Origin of the sequence: Clostridium hydrogeniformans DSM 21757, assembly GCF_000686705.1 — a bacterium.
Lineage (GTDB): Bacteria > Bacillota > Clostridia > Clostridiales > Clostridiaceae > Clostridium_Z > Clostridium_Z hydrogeniformans.
Map to the genome: position 1 here is coordinate 1 of NZ_JMLJ01000008.1, position 19,068 is coordinate 19,068.

Below are 19,068 nucleotides of genomic sequence, written 5' to 3' on the forward strand. Positions count from 1 at the left end.
GACTATAGCTCAGGTGGTTAGAGCGCACGCCTGATAAGCGTGAGGTCGATGGTTCGAGTCCATTTAGTCCCACCATTTTTATTATGCAATACCTAAGAAGAATGTAGAGTTAAATCTTTATATAAAATCTTTTAAAAAAGTATTGACATGAAAAAAAGTAGCTTATATAATATAAAATGTAAGTTGAATGAATATTCCGCAGTAGCTCAATGGTGGAGCACTCGGCTGTTAACCGATAGGTTGAAGGTTCAAATCCTCTCCGCGGAGCCAATTTAATATTCCGCAGTAGCTCAATGGTGGAGCACTCGGCTGTTAACCGATAGGTTGGAGGTTCGAATCCTCTCTGCGGAGCCAAATTCAATATTCCGCGGTAGCTCAATGGTGGAGCACTCGGCTGTTAACCGATAGGTTGAAGGTTCAAATCCTTTCCGCGGAGCCAATTTAATATTCCGCAGTAGCTCAATGGTGGAGCACTCGGCTGTTAACCGATAGGTTGGAGGTTCGAATCCTCTCTGCGGAGCCAATTAGAATTTTACTACAAGATTATCTTGTGGTTTTTTTGCATTTAAAGATACTTATAAAAGTATATAATTGATAATTTATTATAAAAAATATTGTTTAAAATTTAATAGGATAAAAATATAGGAAATCTATGCATAGCGTAAGTGAGTGAGTTATAATATATAAAATAGTATATATTTTAACTTAAAAGTTTGGTCTAGTTAAATTTGGAAATAATCACCGATGTCATACTTAAATTCTACAATACAATAAATCAGTGAATAAAAGGTAATAATTTCAATGAGATAAATATAAGATAAGATATCTGTTTTAAACTTTATTTTAAAACAGATAGAGTGTACTATAAATTATTAGGTATTGTTTAAGGGGGAAGGATATGAAGAGAAATATATATTTAGTATCAGGGGTTATATGTATACTATATTATATTATTTTGACATCAGTTATGGGACAAGTGGCCTTTAGTAAAGTGTTTCCTTTCATTGGAGTGATATTTTTACTATATGGAATTTTCTATAAAACTATTGAAAGCCATAACTATTTTTTTAGAATAATAAAGGTAATAGAATCAATTATTTTTTTAGGAATAATAATTTTTATTTTAGTACAAGGTTTTATAGTAATAACTTCTATTAAAAGAGACAAATCTTCAAGTGATTATTTAATAGTATTAGGTGCAGGACTAAAAGGGGAAAATATGACCTTAAGCCTTAAAGAAAGAATGGACACTACTTTAGAGTATTTAAAAAAGTATGGAGATAAGGATAAAGTTATATTATCAGGTGGTAAAGGACCAGGAGAAAGTATAAGTGAATCTTTGGCTATGAAAAGGTATTTAGTGGATAATGGAATAAATGAAGATAGAATAATTATTGAAGAGAAATCTAGAAATACTTATGAAAACTTAAGATATTCTAAAGAGATTATAGAGAAATACTCCAATAATAGTATAGATAATTACAAGGTGAAAATAATAACCAGTAATTATCACGGATTGAGAGCTAAGATTTTAGCAGAAAGGTTAGGATATAAAAATATTACATTATATACTAGTAGAACTCATTGGCTTCTAGCACCTAATTATTTCTTTAGAGAGTTTTTTGCTTTAGTAAAATCATTTGTTTTTGACAAATAAGGATTTTAATTATATTTAAACTTTTTCTTAAGATTATTATAAGAGTATTGTAATTGCTTTGTAATCTTAAGATTTCCATGGTAAATTATAATTTAATTGAGCTTATAATTTTACAGAATAGAATAGAAATGGTGGGATTAAACAATGAGAAAAGATATTATGAGAAGTAGTGATTTAAGAAAAAAGAGAATAAGAAAAAAGAGAAAAAAAAGATTCCTTATTACTCTCTCTGTTTTAGTGGTTATTGCTGGAGGAATACTATTTGCCCAGTATATTATAAATAAAGAAAATAAGAAAAATTCACAAAATGTTAATGTACAAGCATCTAAGGAAGATGAAAAGAAAAGTGACCCTAAAGAAAATGAAAATAAAAAGGATTCTAAGGAAGAAAATAAAGAAGATAAACCCTTATTGAAAAATAAAAATGTTAATCCCGAGGGAGATAAATATGCTATAGAGGCTGAAAAAGTAAAGAGTATGATAGAGGGAAAGGGAGAAAAGGATGATAAGAAGATAGCCTTTTTAACCTTTGATGATGGTCCATCTACTACAGTTACTCCTAAAATACTTGATACCTTAAAGGAAAAAGATGTAAAGGCTACATTTTTCTTAGTTGGTAATGCCGTTGATAATAAAAAGCATGAAGATTTAGTGAAAAGAGCTTTTAATGAAGGACATGCCCTAGCAAATCATAGCTATACTCATAACTATAAAACTCTTTATCCAGGGAATCATATTAATATAGATGCTTATATGGATGAATTTAATAAAACCAATGAGGCTATTAAAAAAATATTAGGAGATGACTTTAATACAAGAGTTATGAGAATGCCAGGAGGATATATGTCAAGAAAGCACTACAAGGATCCTAACTTAAATGCTTTTGATCAAAAACTTTCTGAGAAGAATATTGTTAGTATAGATTGGAATGCATTAAATGGAGATGCAGAGGGGAAAAAAAGAGGAGCAGGAGAATTGTTAGAGAGAGCGAAAAAGACAGTAAAGGGACATGATAAAGCTATAATATTAATGCATGATACCTATGGAAAAGAAGGTACAGCAGAGGCGCTTCCACAAATAATTGACTTTTTAAAAGGCGAAGGCTATGAGTTTAGGTCAATAAAATAAAAAATCTATTTTTATAGATGAACAAGAGGTGTTAAGTTTTAATCTCAAAAATATATGAGACAAATTTAACACTCTTTATTTATAATAATAAAGTAAGTTATATAGGGAGGGATAGTCAGTGACAACAATACTTTTAGTTGAAGATGAGAGTAGTATAAGAGGATTTCTTAAAATAAATTTTGAAAGACAGGATTTTAAAGTTATAGAAGCAGGTAGTGGAGAAGAAGGATTAAGGCTTGCCAGTGTGGAGAAGCCACAAATTGCTATATTAGATGTTATGCTCCCAGGTATTGATGGGTTTAATGTATGTGAAGAGCTTAGAAAAAACATGCCTAATATGGGTATAATTATGCTTACAGCTAAAGGGCAAGATATGGATAAGATTATGGGACTTGAATTTGGAGCAGATGATTATCTAGTAAAACCATTTAATCCAGTAGAACTTATATTAAGGGTAAAAGCACTTCTAAGGAGAATGGAGGATAAACTAGTAGTTAATAAGGATATCATTGAGTCAGGCCCATTTATTTTAGATTTATATTCTCAAAAACTATTTAAAAAAGAAAATCAGATAGAAGTTACACCTAAAGAGTATATGCTATTTAGGATGTTTATAGAAAATCCAGGAAAGGCATTTAGCCGTGATGAACTTTTAAACTTAGTATGGGGATACGATTTTGTTGGTGATCCTAAGATAGTAGATGTTAACATTAGAAGATTAAGATCGAAAATAGAAGATGATTCATCAAATCCTAAGTATATTGAAACTGTTTGGGGAACAGGATATAGATGGAGAGTTTAAAATGAAAAAAAATCTAACAAGTAAGAGTATAAAATATAAGGTAGTTAGAAACTTTCTTTTGGTGGTAATAATTAGTGTATTACTTCTAGAACTTTTAATAATAAATTTTGTTAAACATTATTATTATAAAAACATAGAAGACTTATTAACAAACCAAATAAAAATATCTTCAGAAATATATTCAAGATATTTTTCTAATGTATCTTTAGAAGAAAATATTATAGGCGATGTGGATGTATTTTGGAAACAAACAGAAGCACAAGTACAGATTTGGAATAAAGAAGGAAAGCTTCTTATGGATTCTTCAGGGCTTAATTCAAAGGAAGAGGAGCCAGAGGATATTAAAAAAGCTATTTTAGGTGGTAAAGGGGTATGGAAAGGCGAAAAGGTATTAAAAGATAGTGAGGACTATAATTTAATAAAACAAATTTTTACTTATAATAATTCAAAGGTAATGGCTGTTTCCTATCCTTTGAAGACAAAAAACCAGGTAGTAGGGGCAATAAGATTTATAACATCTTTAGAGGAAGTTAACAAATCTATTTATAGTATATCTATGGTCTTTGTATTTATTGGATTATTTGTAGTTTTAGCCTCAAGTTTTGTAACTATGATTTTAGCTAATAGCATAATACAGCCTATAGAGGGAGTAACTATTGCAGCTGAGAAAATGGCTATGGGAGATTATAAAGCTAGAAGTATAAAGGTAAATGATGATGAAATAGGTAAGCTATCTGATACCTTAAATTATATGGCTAGTGAAATATTAAAAAAAGAACAGCTGAAAAATGATTTTATATCCAATGTATCTCATGAACTAAGAACCCCTCTTACATCAATTAAGGGATGGGCAATAACCCTTCAGTATGATGATATTGACAAGAACATGGTTAAGGATGGACTTAATATAATAGAACAAGAGTGCGATAGGCTTAGTGGAATGGTTGAAGAGCTTTTGGATTTTTCCAAGTTTGTGTCAGGGCAAATAGTACTTAGCAAAAAGAGTGTTAATGTGAATGATATTTTAAACTATGTAAAGAATCATATGAATGCAAGAGCAGATAGGGAAGGGATAAAATTCACCTTGAAAGTAGAAGAAAATACTAGGGATATTAATCTAGATGTTAACAGAATAAAGCAAGTTCTTATAAATATTATAGATAATGCTTTAAAGTTTACTGATAAAGGTGGTAGTGTGACATTAAGAGCTAAATCCACAGAGGACTATTTAGAAATTACAGTTTTAGATTCAGGTTGTGGAATAAGTGAAGCGGATCTTCCAAAAGTTAAGGAGAAATTTTACAAAGGAAAAAGCAGTAAGTCTAAGAATGGTATTGGGCTTTCAATATGTGATGAGATTATTAAGTTACATAATGGTAAGTTTATTATAGAGAGTAAGATAAAAGAAGGAACAAAAGTTATAATTATGTTGCCCTATGACAGGTAGTAGGAGATGATTATGAAGAAGTATTTATTAGTATTTTTTATGTTTTTAATTAGCCTAAGCCTTGTATCTTGTGTTGAAACAAATAATAGCCAGCCAGATAATAAAATAACCCCTCCCAAGGATGGAGATATTTCTATTGTTGGTACTTGGGAGGTTACAGACTATAAAACTAGACAAAAAGAAGTAGATAAGCACAAAAATGTTGTAGGAAAAAAGGCATATTTTAACAATGATTTTGCCTCCTTTAATAATGAGTATATAAATGAACCTAATTATAAGACTAAGTATACAAACATAAAAAATTATTTATTTCATCAGTATAATATTAGTGACTTTTTAGATGAAGATTTAGAGGGCGATGTGGTTCAGATTACCTCTGAGGAAAAAAATTTCTATGAAGTTATTAAATTAAAAGAGGATAAAGCTATAATATATGTAGAGGATACATTTTATTATTTAAAAAGAATATCAAAAGAGGTAGATGTTGATCCTAAGGAGATTTCATCAGGTACAAAATCAGAATTTGCTATAAAAGGTAGTCCAAGTACAAAACTTAAGGATTCAGGAGTATTTTTAGGGTTAAAGTCACTGGATGAAAAAAATGAATTTAAGTATAGGACTCTTTGGATATCTCAATATGAAAATTATTTTGGACCTATGTATAATATTGATAATCTTTTAGTTCCAAGAATTAATGGATTTTCTAGTGTTAAAGTAGAGAATTTACTTGTGGATGGAGCTAAGAAAGACACTATAGTGTCTTCTTCACTAAATAGTAATTCTAAAAAGGGTGTAAAAGTATTTAATGGGTATGAAACGGTAAAAAGAAATATATTATTTGTTGGGAATAATTATATATCCACAGAGGTTATAAAGGAAAATGAGAAAAATGGAGTAAAAAGACAATACTATGAAGTAATTCCAATAGATAATACCAGCATAAGTCAAGGTATTAGGCTATCATATATTGAAGGTGATATTGGAAAGACTATGTTTTCTAATGAGGTTGAAAAATATATTAGAAATAATCCAGAGATAAATAGGGATGAAGTAAAAATTGATGAAAGCTATTTTGCTTTAGATAGAAGAAATGGGAGATGGAGATTAAAGGGAGGCATTGATAGTAATGTAGGATGGAGAACCTTTGATATAAATATGCTTCCACCTAAGGTTATGGTAGCTTATGATGATTTATATATCCCCTGGAGCTATATAAAATCAAGATTTCCAGATGCTGTGGATGCCTATACTTCGCCTAATAATAGAATGATTATAATTTTAACTAAGGATAACTTATATGGATTTAATGTTGTAAATAATGAAATAGAGGGAGAACCTGAGATTTCATTGAAGTTAAATCCAAATGAAACAGTAGTAATGGCAGAATGGGCTTCAGGAACCTATGTATCAAGATGGGAAGCTAAGGCTAAATCTCTTGGAACGGAAATTAAATAGTTAATATATTAATAAAATAATATGACTATTGCTAAAGGAAAAAGCATAAGTATTTAATGAGGTAAAGAACACTATGAAATTTCATAGTGTTCTTTAGTTTTAATAAAAAAATTTTACTTTCTCTGTATTTATACAGAAAATAAGTTTTGAAGATTATAAAAATTGAAAAATAAGATTATTGGTGATAGAATAAATTCATAATTGTTTAAAAGGGGGCATTGATATGTTATCAAAGGATATAGTTAATAAGGTTTTAGGAAGAGCCTTAAGTACAGGAGGAGATTTTGCAGAGATATTTGAGGAAGACACTTTAAATAATAGAATATCTATGGCAGATGGGAAAACTGATAGTATAGTTTCAGGAAGAATTTATGGGGTAGGAATCAGAATATTTAAGGGATTTAAAAGTGTATATGCCTATACTAATGATAATAGTCTAACAAGCCTTTTGCTTACAGCTGAGAAGGCAGCTATTGCTCTAGGAGAGGTGAAAGGGGATATTGATGTTAATATAACAGAAAGAGTTAATACTAATATCCATCCATATTTATATGTGCCTTCATCAGTGAACACTAAAAAGAAAATAGAAATAATAAAAAGAGCTTATGGGGCAGCTAAATCTTATAGTAATGATATCGTACAGGTAATGGTGAATATGCTAGACAAAGATCAAAAGGTATTAATAGCTAATTCAAATGGATTATACACTGAGGATAGAAGAATAAATAGTAGGATTTTTATACAGTCTATAGCCTCTAATGGAGTAGAAAATCAAACAGGAAGTGAAGCACCAGGAATGCTTAAAGGGTTTGAGTTTTTCAATGAAATGGATGTAGAAGGTTATGGGAAAAATGCAAGTAAAATAGCAACAACTATGCTTAAGGCAAGACCATGTGAAGCAGGAGTTATGCCAGTGGCTATAGAGAATGGATTTGGAGGAGTTATCTTCCATGAGGCTTGTGGGCACTCTTTAGAGGCTACATCTGTAGCTAAAGGAAATTCTGTATTCTGTGGAAAGCTTGGAAAGCAAATAGCATCTTCTAAGGTTACAGCTATTGATGATGGAACTATGAAAAATTTATGGGGATCTTTAAATATAGATGATGAGGGAAATAAGACTAGAAGAAATGTACTTATAGAAAATGGTATATTAAAATCCTATATGATAGATACTTTAAATGGAAGACGAATGGGGATGGAGCCTACAGGAAACTCAAGAAGGGAATCCTACAAATTTGCTCCTACTTCAAGAATGACTAATACTTATATAGATAATGGTGATGATGATAATGATGAAATTATAAAATCTATAGACAATGGTTTGTATGCAAAGAAAATGGGCGGAGGATCAGTAAATCCAATAACAGGAGAATTTAATTTTGCAGTTTTAGAGGGATATTCAATAAAAAATGGAGAAATCCAAGAACCTTTAAGAGGAGCAAGCCTTATTGGAAAAGGATCAGAAGTTCTTATGAATATAGATATGGTTGGAAAGAATCTTGACCATGGACAAGGTATGTGTGGATCAGAAAGCGGTAGCGTTCCAACTAATGTAGGACAACCACTATTAAGGGTATCAAAGATTACTGTTGGGGGAAGATAGGAGGGGTATTTATGAATTTAAGAGAATTTAAAGAATTAGTATTTGCTAAGGCAAAAGAAGAAGGATTTAGTGAATATGAGATATATTATAGCAAGAAAGATAACCTTGAAATTAGTATATATGAATCAGAGATGGATAAGTATTCAGTAAATACTACTATGGGAGTAGGCTTTAGAGGGATATTTAATGAAAATATGGGATATGCCTTTAGTGAAATACTAGATGAAGAGGCAGCAAATATGCTAGTGGAAAAGTCAAAGGAAAATGCATTGCTTATAGAAAAGGAAGAAAAGGAGTTTATATTTGGAGAAAAAGAAAACTATGAAGAGGTAAAATCCTTTGATGAAGAATTAAATAAAACTGCTGTAAGTGAAAAAATAGCATTAGCATTAGAGTTAGAGAAGGAAGGAAAATCTGCTGATGAAAGAATTATAAAAGTAGCAGACTGCTTTTATACTGATGAGAATATGGAATGCGGCATAATTAATTCTAAAGGATTAGACCTTTATTATAGATTTAATAAGGCTTTAGCTTACTTATCTTCTGTAATTAAAGATGGTGATGAGATGAGAGATGGAAGCGAGTATATTTTCGCATCAACTCTTAAGGATATAAATTCTAAGGAAATAGCTAAAAGTGCTGCAGAGGATGTTTTAGGTAAATTAAATGGGGATACCATAGAATCAGGTAAATATAGGGTAGCAATTGAAAATAGAGCTATGGCATCCCTACTTTCAGCCTTTATAGATTCTTTTAATGGAGAAGATGTTCAAAAGGGACTATCTCTTCTTAAGGATAAACTTTCTGAAACCATAGCATCTACCATAGTAAATCTAGTAGATGATCCTCTTAAAAGTGATGGACTTAACTCAAGACCTTTTGATGATGAGGGAGTTCCAACCTATAAGAAATATCTAATTAAAGAAGGAAAACTAAATACATTTATGCATAATCTATCTACAGCTAATAAGGCAGGGATTAAAACCACAGGAAATGCTTATAGAGCTTCTTATTCTTCATCAGTAACAGTAGCTCCATCTAATTGTTATATTGAAGAAGGTAATGTTTCAAAAGACGATCTTCTTAAAGAAGTTAAAGATGGATTACTTATAACTGAATTTAATGGAATACATTCAGGGGCTAATGGAATAACAGGGGATTTTTCTTTAGCAGCCAGTGGATTCTTAATAAAAGATGGAAATAAGGATAGACCTGTAGAACAAATAACAGTGGCAGGAAACTTCTTTAGTTTAATAAAAGATATAGAACTTATAGGAGATGACTTAAAATTTGATTTTTCTAAGTTCGGAAGCCCTACGGTAGTTGTAAGAGAACTGTCTATAGCAGGTAAGTAAAATTAAGTTACTCTAGAGTGTGAATATTAAGGTGAGTAAATTTATATTATATAATTTAATAAGACTAATAGATTAAAGTAGAGAGGGTTTACTACTGTATGTATAGGGTAGTAAATCCTTTTTTATATTAAACCAAGGTATAGGTTTTTAGATTGACTCTTAACTTATACGTGCACTTTAAATCCTTTAAAACCTTAGAGATTAAGTAGTGAATAAGATAAATTTTTAATCAAAAACCTTATATAGGATTTTAAGTTTTAAAATTAATTTATATACATGACTAAAGTAAGATAAATGAAGAAAATTTTTAATGAATAGGCTAAGGACTCATCGTAAAACTTTATATTAGCTAAGGACATAAGTCAATATTTTTAACTAATTAAAGAATTTGAGAATTTATAAATTTTATAATTACTCTTCAATTAAAATAAGTCTTAAAATGGTAAATTAAAAAACAAATAAGGTGTAATTAATATATAATTAAGTTTTGTATAGAGAAATTAATGGTATAATTATATAAAATAAGTTAGGAGGAAACAGATGATAGCACTTCAAGGAGAAAATATAATCCTTATAATTATTTTATTACTACTATTGTATATAGTAGTAAAGTTTATAAAGGGATTAATAAAGTTTATATTAATTGTCTTTCTTATATTTACTGTAGGATTTAGTGCATATAATCTATTAATAGTAAAGAAGCCTTTAAGTTATGAAATAAATAGGTACAAGGTTGAGTATTCTTATTATAAAGAAATATCTAAAACTACAGGAAAAGTATTCAATCTTGTTAATAATATAAAGGAAGATAAGAACACAAAAGAGTCCATAGAAGAACTTAAAAAAGAGAGAAATAAGGTTGCACTTTTAGATCATAGTAATGAAAGTGAAATTATTCATAATAAATACCTAGGGGCATTGGATAGTATTATCTCTATAAGCAAAAATAGCAATACTTATGGAGAGGCTAAGGACAAGTTAGATAAGGGCTTAAAGGAACTTAATATAAGTTTAAAGGATTTAATATTTATTAATAAAGAAAATAGACCAAGGTAAACCCTTGGTCTATTTTTTTTATTTTTTATAGTAATTTTTAAAGTAATTACTCTTTATTAACTTATCAGCTAGGTCAAGGCCTTGTATAGCATGTTCTTTTTCTTCTTCTGTAAATTCTCCAACTACAGTTCTATTAGTTAAAACTGAATAATTTTTCTTAGAGTTTACAAGAACCTTACCCATGGTTGAATCCTCAAAGTCCTCTCTAGGAACTCCCATTAGATACAATAAAGTTGGCATTATATCTACTTGTCCACCAATTAAATCAAATTGTTTTCCTTCAGTAGCGTTTTTATCGTATATTATTAGAGGAATATCCCAAGTTACCTCTTTCCACCAATCTTCTTGATTAGATAAGGTAGCTATCTTATCATTATAATATTTGTGAACTCCTGTATGGTCACCTTCTATGACTACAACAGAATTGTCAAGGATACCTTCTTTTTCTAAAGAATCTAAGAATAAACCAAGCTGAGTATCTGTATAGTTTATACTTTGGAAATAACCACCTAGATGGTTTTCATCTAACTCTTTAGATAGATTTAGTTTTTTATATTCTTCAGGTAAGTCAAAAGGTCCATGACTTGTTAGAGTAACCATAAAGGAATAGAAAGGATCCTTTTGCTCCTTTAACATAGGTACTATTTGCTTGAAATAGGAACCATCGCTTAAACCAAGACCTATGGTTTCATCTATATTAAAGTTATAATAATCTACTAGCTTATCAAAGCCTATTCCCCTTAATCCTTCCATCCAGTTCCAGAAAGGTCCTTTATCTGGGTGAATACCTATGGTGGAATACCCCATAGCCTCTAAGTGATTAGGTAAAGAGTTATAGGTGTTATTTGAATATCCAAAGAATGTACTACCTTGTCTTAAAGGATACATAGAGGTATTTACCATTAAATCTGAGTCTGAACTTGTACCTTCATTAACTTGTTCCTTTATGTGAGGGAAGTAAGTACTCTTTGAAAGCAGTTTGTTAAGGTTAGGAGTGATCTCTTGACCATCGATCTTTTGATTTATAACAAAGGATTCAAGAGATTCCCATTGAATCACTATTAAATTTTTACCTTTATACATTCCCTTATATTCATTGTCAGGAAGGTCTTCTTTTTTCTTATCAAACCAAGTATTAATTTCTTCAAGTTCATTATCAGATAAATTATAAGGTTTAGAATCCTTATATACTTGATATACATTAAATACATGGTATCCTATAGGTGAAAAATACTTAACAGTGTCATTAGGATCATACATTCCATATATGTAGCTACCTGATACATCCTTTTTAAGTACATTGGTCATAAAAGGAATATATGCAAGGTATGAAATTCCTAAAATTAAACATAGAAAGAATAAAGATACTTTTCTTTTACCTTCTTTATAAAAATTCCTTAATTTTATTGAAAGAATTAAAAGTATCACTATATCTACTACAAAGATTAAATCTATAAATCCCATCATAGAAAATATAGAGCCAGATAGATTATCTAAGTTAGCAGTTTGTTTTACTATTGTTAAAGATGGTACTGTTTTAAATCCTCTAAAATACCAAAGATCCATTAGGATTAAAAGTGTTAAGAAAAAATTTATTCCTATTAAGTACCAAAGCTTACCTTTATTTTTAAATAAAAAATAAAAGCACATAAAACATAGAATAAAAGCACCATAATATTTAAAGAAATAAGATGCTTGTCCATAGCCTAACGAAAAATTTAGACTATATACATTCTCATTAAGAGTAAATCCTAAGTAAATTGCACACTTTATTACTAATGATAAAAGTGTAAATATAAAAAGGCTTCCTCTTATAATGTGTGATTTTTCTAATGTGTTAATTCTCGTAGATATGTAAGGTTTTAAATTCATATTATCATCCTCTACTTAATAATTTTGCTTAATAAATTATATTATAAATATGAAGGGAAATCAAATAAATTGCCATGGAAAGTCTAAAAGAGGAAAAACTTATTGAACAAATTGATAGATGGATGGTTTAGTATTAGTACAATAAATAATCACATTAAAAATTTATGATATAATAAGGGTGTAAATAATATATAAATGTAAAAAAGGTGGGAAAAATATGCATATAATAGATTGTAAGGGATTAAAATGTCCAACTCCTTTAATAAACACAAAAAAGTATTTTGACTCTATAGAAGAAGGAAAAGCAAAGGTTATAGTTGATAATGAAGTAGCTAAAAATAATATAGTAAAATTCACAGAAAGTAATGGATTCACATATGAGGTTACAGAAGATAATAATTTATTTGAGATAGTTATAGGTAAGGAAGAGTGTAATTGTGCTCCTATGGAACTTACAGAGGACTTAACTATTGTTGTAAGTTCTGATAAGTTAGGGGAGGGAGACGACACCTTAGGAGAGACCTTAATGAAGAGTTATTTCTTTGCTTTAAGTGAAAGTGATAATCTACCTAAAACCTTAATTTTTATGAATGGTGGAGTAAAACTTACAGTAGAAGGTTCACCATGTCTTGAAGGTATAGTAAAACTACATGAAAGAGGAGTAGAGATCTTAAGCTGCGGTACATGTTTAGATTTCTTTGGAATAAAAGAGAAATTAGCCATTGGAGAAATATCTAATATGTATACTATAGTAGAAAAGATGAACAAATCTAAAAATACAATTAAGTTATAATATCATTAACTTATATAATATAATAAAAAGAGCTGCTATGAAAATAGAAATTACTTTCTGAATTGATAGCAACTCTTTTTATTATATTCAAAAATAAAGTTTTAAAATTCAATAATTAGTAACCGTATTTTAAAGATTATACTGAAAATATGTGGTATAAATTAGTACTATATATAAATTAAGAATACTACTTTTATTTATTATAAGGTCATATAAAAAGTTATTTTTAAAATTAGGTTTAATTTATAAAAAAAAGATAATAAAGTAAAACATAAGAATAAGAAAATAATAATATAACAAAATTAGTAGATAAAAGGCAAAAAGTATATTATAATAATCATATGGTATAACACAATTACTAAAATAGGATTAAATATAATTATTGTTAAGTTTTTGGAGGGATAATAATGGCATTTTTAGATGAGCCAATGGCAGAAGAGATAAAGGCAGATTTAAGGTATTTAAATCTTTTAGCTAATCAATATCCTACTATAGATGCAGCTAGTACTGAGATAATAAATCTTCAAGCAATATTAAACTTACCAAAGGGAACAGAGCACTTTCTAACGGATATACATGGAGAATATGAACCCTTTATACATGTGTTAAAGAATGCATCAGGGGTAATTAAAAGAAAGATAGAAGATATATTTGGGATATCTTTAAGAAATTGTGAGAAGAAGACTTTAGCTACCTTAATATATTATCCAGAACAAAAATTAGAGCACATACTAAAAGAAGAAGATAATATTGATGATTGGTATAGAATAACATTGTATAGGTTAGTAGAAATCTTAAGGCATGTTACATCAAAATATACAAGATCTAAGGTAAGAAAGGCATTACCTAAGGATTTTTCATATATAATAGAGGAATTATTACACGAACAGCCAGAGAGAGAGGATAAGGAAGAGTATTATGATGAAATAATACAGACTATAATAAACATTGATAGGGCAAAAGAATTTATTATAGCCATATCAAAGCTTATTCAAAGACTTGTTATAGATAGACTTCATGTTCTTGGGGATATATATGATAGAGGACCAGGAGCTCATATAATATTAGATACCTTAATGGATTATCACTCTGTGGATATACAATGGGGAAATCATGATATACTTTGGATGGGGGCGGCAGCAGGGTCTGAAGTATGTATTGCAAACGTTTTGAGAATACAGGCAAGATATGCTAATTTAGATACCATAGAAGATGGATATGGTATAAATATGTTGCCCTTAGCTACCTTTGCTTTAGATTTTTATAAAAATGATACTTGTACAAATTTTAAGCCTAAGTTTGATACTGAGAAAGAATATACTATGAAGGAAATTCAATTAATCTCTAAAATGCATAAGGCTATAGCTGTAATACAATTTAAACTAGAGGGAGAAATTATAAAAAGAAGACCAGAGTTTAATATGGCTCATAGAATGATACTTAATAATATAGATTTTGAAAAAGGAACCATAGATTTATATGGAAAAACCTATAAGTTAAATGATACTAACTTCCCAACAATAGATCCTAAAAATCCATATGCCTTAACTAAGGAGGAAAAGGATCTAGTGGATAAGTTAAAGTCATCCTTTATAAATAGTGAAAAGTTACAGAAACATATAACCTTTTTATTTGCTAAAGGGAGTATGTACCTTATATATAATTCTAATCTTCTTTTTCATGGGTGTGTACCTTTAAATGAGGATGGTACCATAAGAAAAATAAAGATAGGAAATAAAGAATTTAAGGGAAGATCTCTTTTAGATGAGTTTGAAACCTATGCAAGAGAAGGATATTTTCATCATAGTAATCCTAAGGCAAAGCTTTATGGAATGGATATGATGTGGTATTTATGGACAGGCAGTAACTCACCTCTCTTTGGAAAGGATAAGATGACTACTTTTGAAAGATATTTTATAGATGATAAGACTTGTCATAAGGAAGAGAAGAATGCTTATTATAAGCTAAGAGATGATGAAAATATGTGTAATTTAGTGTTAGAAGACTTCGGATTAGATCCGAGCAGTACCCATATAATAAATGGGCACGTACCAGTAGAAAAGAAGAATGGAGAAAGTCCAATAAAGGCAGGAGGAAAGCTTCTTGTTATAGATGGAGGGTTCTCAAGGGCATATCAATCTAAAACTGGAATGGCAGGATATACATTAATATATAATTCCTTTGGACTTCAACTTGTAAGTCATGAGCCTTTTAAATCTATAGATACTGCCATAAAGGAAGAAACTGATATACTATCTACTATGGTTATATTAGAAAAGGTAGTAGAAAGAAAAAGAGTGGGAGATACTGATGTGGGAGACGAGCTTAAAAAGCAGATTAAAGATTTAAAACTCTTGCTTTCTGCTTATAGAAAAGGACTTATAAAAGAAAAAAGATAGTTAATAAGGTTCAACTATATTCACAAAGAGAAGAGACTCTAAGTGGGGATAGTAGGACCTTATTTTTATTACTGTAGAAAATTCATATAATATAAGATATCTTAAAGAGTTTGTAAAAAATAAGATTCTTAAAGGATTTATAGGGTCTTAATCTTACTGATTAACTTACACATACATTAAATCTTTTAAGTTTTAGACTTAATTTATACATCTATCCAAATAAAGATAAATCAAGGATATTTTTAAGGAGTAAGTTAAGTGTTTATGTAAAAAACCCTATAGTAGCTTTAACTTAGAAACTTTTTAATAAGGTGTTATAAATTTACTTTAGGATAAAAAGATTATAAAACATAGGTGTTTATCTAAAAGAATAGTTCTGGGTAGGAAAATAGGGGAATAAAAATTTTACATATATAAAGAAACTAAGGGATAGAATAATTATAAGGAAAATTATTAAAGTTTTAATTGAATTAAAGGTTTACATTAAAAAAATACAAAAATAATGTTGATTAGTGACGAAAAAAAGGTTATATTAAAAAAGGTATTTTTATGAAGAGAAGTCTTTATGAAAAGCTATACTAAATACTTAGGAAAAGGAGTAGTAAGTTTGGAAAGATTAATCGGAATAGTTGGATTAGTAGTATTAATTTTTATAGCCTACCTATTATCAGAAAATAAGAAAAGGATTAACTGGAGACTAGTAATATCCGGTATGATACTTCAACTTATATTTGCAATTTTAATACTTAAGGTCCCAGCAGGACAAAAGGTATTTATAGCAGCTAGTGATGTCATAAATAGCCTTCTTGAATTTACAAAAGAAGGTACTAGATTTTTATTTGGAGACTTAGTAAATGTAGATAAGTTTGGATTTATATTTGCATTACAGGTTCTTCCAACAATAATATTCTTCTCAGCACTTATGGGAATTTTATATTACCTAGGAATAATGCAATTTATAATATCTATAATAGCTAAAGGGCTTGCAAAGTTACTTGGTACTAGTGGAGCAGAAACAACTTCTGCTGTTGCTAATATATTTTTAAGCCAAAATGAAGCACCTTTAGTTGTTAAGCCATATATTAACAAAATGACAAGGTCAGAACTTCTTGCAATAATGACCGGAGGAATGGCAACAGTTGCAGGATCAGTTATGGCAGGTTATGTAGCCATGGGAGTTAATGCAGGACATTTACTTGCAGCAAGTATAATGGCAGCCCCAGCAGGTCTAGTTTTTGCAAAAATATTAGTTCCAGAAACTGAGGAAGCGGTTACTAAAAATGGAGTGGACATAAAGAGTGAAAATCAAAGCTCAGGAATAATTGAAGCTGCTGCCATAGGAGCAGGAGAGGGACTTCAAATAGCTCTTGGAGTAGGAGGAATGCTTCTTGCATTCATAGCTTTAATAGCTCTAGCAAATGCACTTTTAAGCTGGGTTGGATCTTTCTTTGGAGCACCATATATAACTATAAATTGGGTCTTTGGAAGATTATTTGCTCCAATAGCTTATGTTATGGGAGTACCAGCAGTTGATGTTGTTGCTGCAGGTGACTTATTAGGACAAAAGACTGTATTAAATGAATTTGTAGCTTATTCAAGTCTTTTAGGTCTTATAAAGGAAGGAAGTCTTCAGCCTAAAACTATAGTTATGTTAACCTATGCTTTATGTGGTTTTGCGAACTTCTCATCTATAGCAGTACAAATAGGTAGTATAGGTGCTATAGCTCCAGAGAGAAGAGGAGATGTAGCAAAACTTGGACTAAAAGCTTTAGTAGGTGGGGCGCTTTCAGCATTTATGACAGCAACCATAGCAGGAATATTGTTTTAATTAAAAAAGTGGTTTTTACCACTTTTTTATATATTTTCATAGTTTATCTTATGGCTATAAGCTGTAACCTCCACCCTCTAAAAGGCGGGGGATGACAGTTGCTACAATCCTAGATTAGCTTATCTAACCTTTAGATGGTGGAAAGAACACCATCTGAAGGAAGCTTCGTTCTATAAATAAATTAAAGATATATTTATCTGGAGTTTAATAAGTCTTTGACTTTAAGAGTTTCATAATTGATTTTAAGAATAGAATTATAGAGGTATGGATAAACTTCTTCAATACTGAATTTCAGAGATTTTAGTAATGTAAAAATTAAATTTAAAGATTTAGTATTTATTTTTGTAATTAGGGGGAAATACAGTAGTAAGGAGAACATTATATGGAAAAATTAGTAGGAGTTTTAGGTTTAGTACTATTATTTGGTATAGCATATTTATTATCAGAAAACAAAAAGAAAATTGATTGGAGATTAGTTATAACAGGAGTAATTATACAATTTTCATTTGCTATTTTAATTCTTAAAGTACCCTTAGGAAGGAAAATATTCTTAGCTATAAGCGATGGTATTGCAGCATTATTAAACTTTACAAAAGAGGGAACAGGATTTCTATTTGGAGGATTAGTAAATAATGAGAGTATGGGAATGATATTTGCCCTTCAAATACTTCCAACAATAATATTTTTCTCAGCTTTTATGAGTGTATTATATTATTTAGGAATAATGCAATTTGTTATAAAGATAATTACTAAAGGAATAGCTAAAGTTCTTGGAACAAGTGGTGCTGAAACTACTTCAGCAGTTGCTAATATTTTTCTGGGATTAAATGAAGCACCTTTAGTTATAAAGCCTTACATAAAGTCTATGACAAAGTCAGAGCTTCTTGCTATAATGACTGGAGGAATGGCAACAGTTGCTGGAGGAGTTATGGCAGGATATATTTCCATGGGGGTAAATGCAGGTCATCTACTTGCAGCAAGTATAATGGCAGCCCCAGCAGGTCTTATAGTTTCTAAGATAATGATACCAGAGACAGAAAAGCCTTTAACTAAAGATAATTTTGATTTAAAATTAGACAAAACTTCTTCAAGTATAATAGAGGCTGCTGCCATAGGGGCATCTGATGGACTTGGAATTGCATTAAATGTAGGAGCTATGTTACTTGCCTTTATTGCTTTAATAGCTTTAGTTAATGCGTTAATATCCTATATATTTGGATTATTTGGTATGGCATATATAAATTTAAGTTGGATATTTGGTAGAATATTCGCTCCTATAGCATATATTATGGGAGTACCATCCTCTGATATATTAATGGCGGGAGACCTTTTAGGAAAGAAGATAGTAATAAATGAGTTTGTTGCATATTCTGAATTATCTTCTTTAATAAAAGAAGGGGCATTAAATCCTAAAACTATAGTAATCCTTACCTATGCCCTATGTGGATTTGCTAACTTTAGCTCAGTAGCAGTAGAGATTGGTGGAATAGGTGGTTTAGCACCAGAAAGACGTTCTGATATAGCTAAACTTGGAATAAAAGCACTAGTTGGTGGGTCCTTAGCAGGATTTATAACTGCAACTATAGCAGGACTATTATTGTAATACATAGAAGGAAAAAATACTATCAAGATTGATAGTATTTTTTTCATAGAATTTTAGTCTTTAGAACTTA

13 protein-coding genes and 4 tRNA genes are annotated in these 19,068 nt (G+C 29.9%); 16 read left to right on the plus strand and 1 reads right to left on the minus strand.

Annotated elements, in window-relative coordinates; all coding sequences use genetic code 11:
• Window positions 1-195 precede the first annotated feature (195 nt).
• From BR69_RS0105240 to BR69_RS0105295, 12 genes are all read left to right on the plus strand, one after another.
• Window positions 196-270: transfer RNA gene (locus tag BR69_RS0105240), tRNA-Asn, on the plus strand.
• Window positions 271-279: 9 nt separating this feature from the next.
• A tRNA-Asn gene (locus BR69_RS0105245) sits at window positions 280-354 on the plus strand.
• A 10-nt stretch (window positions 355-364) separates the two neighbouring features.
• A tRNA-Asn gene (locus tag BR69_RS0105250) sits at window positions 365-439 on the plus strand.
• Window positions 440-448: 9 nt separating this feature from the next.
• A tRNA-Asn gene (locus BR69_RS0105255) sits at window positions 449-523 on the plus strand.
• 375 nt (window positions 524-898) lie between these two features.
• A complete protein-coding gene (locus BR69_RS0105260) occupies window positions 899-1,657 on the plus strand; it encodes a YdcF family protein (protein ID WP_027632242.1) in 759 nt (252 codons plus the stop codon).
• A gap of 144 nt (window positions 1,658-1,801) precedes the next feature.
• Entirely contained in the window at window positions 1,802-2,785 is a 984-nt protein-coding gene (locus BR69_RS0105265) for a polysaccharide deacetylase family protein (RefSeq protein ID WP_051623505.1), read from the plus strand.
• A gap of 118 nt (window positions 2,786-2,903) precedes the next feature.
• Entirely contained in the window at window positions 2,904-3,587 is a 684-nt protein-coding gene (locus BR69_RS0105270) for a response regulator transcription factor (RefSeq protein WP_027632244.1), read from the plus strand.
• A 1-nt stretch (window position 3,588) separates the two neighbouring features.
• The gene (locus BR69_RS0105275; RefSeq protein WP_027632245.1) at window positions 3,589-5,034 is read left to right on the plus strand and encodes a sensor histidine kinase; all 1,446 of its coding nucleotides are present in this window, start codon (window positions 3,589-3,591) and stop codon (window positions 5,032-5,034) included.
• Between the two features lie 12 nt (window positions 5,035-5,046).
• Window positions 5,047-6,489: a hypothetical protein gene (locus BR69_RS0105280; protein ID WP_027632246.1), complete on the plus strand. Its 1,443-nt coding sequence runs from the start codon at window positions 5,047-5,049 to the stop codon at window positions 6,487-6,489.
• 223 nt (window positions 6,490-6,712) lie between these two features.
• On the plus strand, window positions 6,713-8,092 hold the full coding sequence (locus tag BR69_RS0105285) for a TldD/PmbA family protein (protein ID WP_027632247.1): 1,380 nt from the start codon (window positions 6,713-6,715) through the stop codon (window positions 8,090-8,092).
• Between the two features lie 11 nt (window positions 8,093-8,103).
• Entirely contained in the window at window positions 8,104-9,447 is a 1,344-nt protein-coding gene (locus BR69_RS0105290; protein ID WP_027632248.1) for a TldD/PmbA family protein, read from the plus strand.
• Window positions 9,448-9,987: 540 nt separating this feature from the next.
• Entirely contained in the window at window positions 9,988-10,503 is a 516-nt protein-coding gene (locus BR69_RS0105295) for a hypothetical protein (RefSeq protein WP_027632249.1), read from the plus strand.
• 18 nt (window positions 10,504-10,521) lie between these two features.
• Here the strand turns inward: BR69_RS0105295 and BR69_RS0105300 are convergent, their stop codons facing one another.
• A complete protein-coding gene (locus tag BR69_RS0105300; protein WP_034849404.1) occupies window positions 10,522-12,375 on the minus strand; it encodes an LTA synthase family protein in 1,854 nt (617 codons plus the stop codon).
• A 217-nt stretch (window positions 12,376-12,592) separates the two neighbouring features.
• Here BR69_RS0105300 and yedF point away from each other — a divergent pair, with 217 nt between their 5' ends.
• From yedF to BR69_RS0105320, 4 genes are all read left to right on the plus strand, one after another.
• The gene (gene yedF / locus BR69_RS0105305; RefSeq protein ID WP_027632251.1) at window positions 12,593-13,168 is read left to right on the plus strand and encodes a sulfurtransferase-like selenium metabolism protein YedF; all 576 of its coding nucleotides are present in this window, start codon (window positions 12,593-12,595) and stop codon (window positions 13,166-13,168) included.
• Window positions 13,169-13,575: 407 nt separating this feature from the next.
• Window positions 13,576-15,567: a fructose-bisphosphatase class III gene (locus tag BR69_RS0105310; RefSeq protein WP_027632252.1), complete on the plus strand. Its 1,992-nt coding sequence runs from the start codon at window positions 13,576-13,578 to the stop codon at window positions 15,565-15,567.
• Window positions 15,568-16,174: 607 nt separating this feature from the next.
• Complete coding sequence (locus BR69_RS0105315; protein ID WP_027632253.1) at window positions 16,175-17,395, plus strand: NupC/NupG family nucleoside CNT transporter; 1,221 nt, start codon at window positions 16,175-16,177, stop codon at window positions 17,393-17,395.
• A gap of 382 nt (window positions 17,396-17,777) precedes the next feature.
• A complete protein-coding gene (locus BR69_RS0105320; protein WP_027632254.1) occupies window positions 17,778-18,998 on the plus strand; it encodes a NupC/NupG family nucleoside CNT transporter in 1,221 nt (406 codons plus the stop codon).
• Window positions 18,999-19,068: the final 70 nt, after the last annotated feature.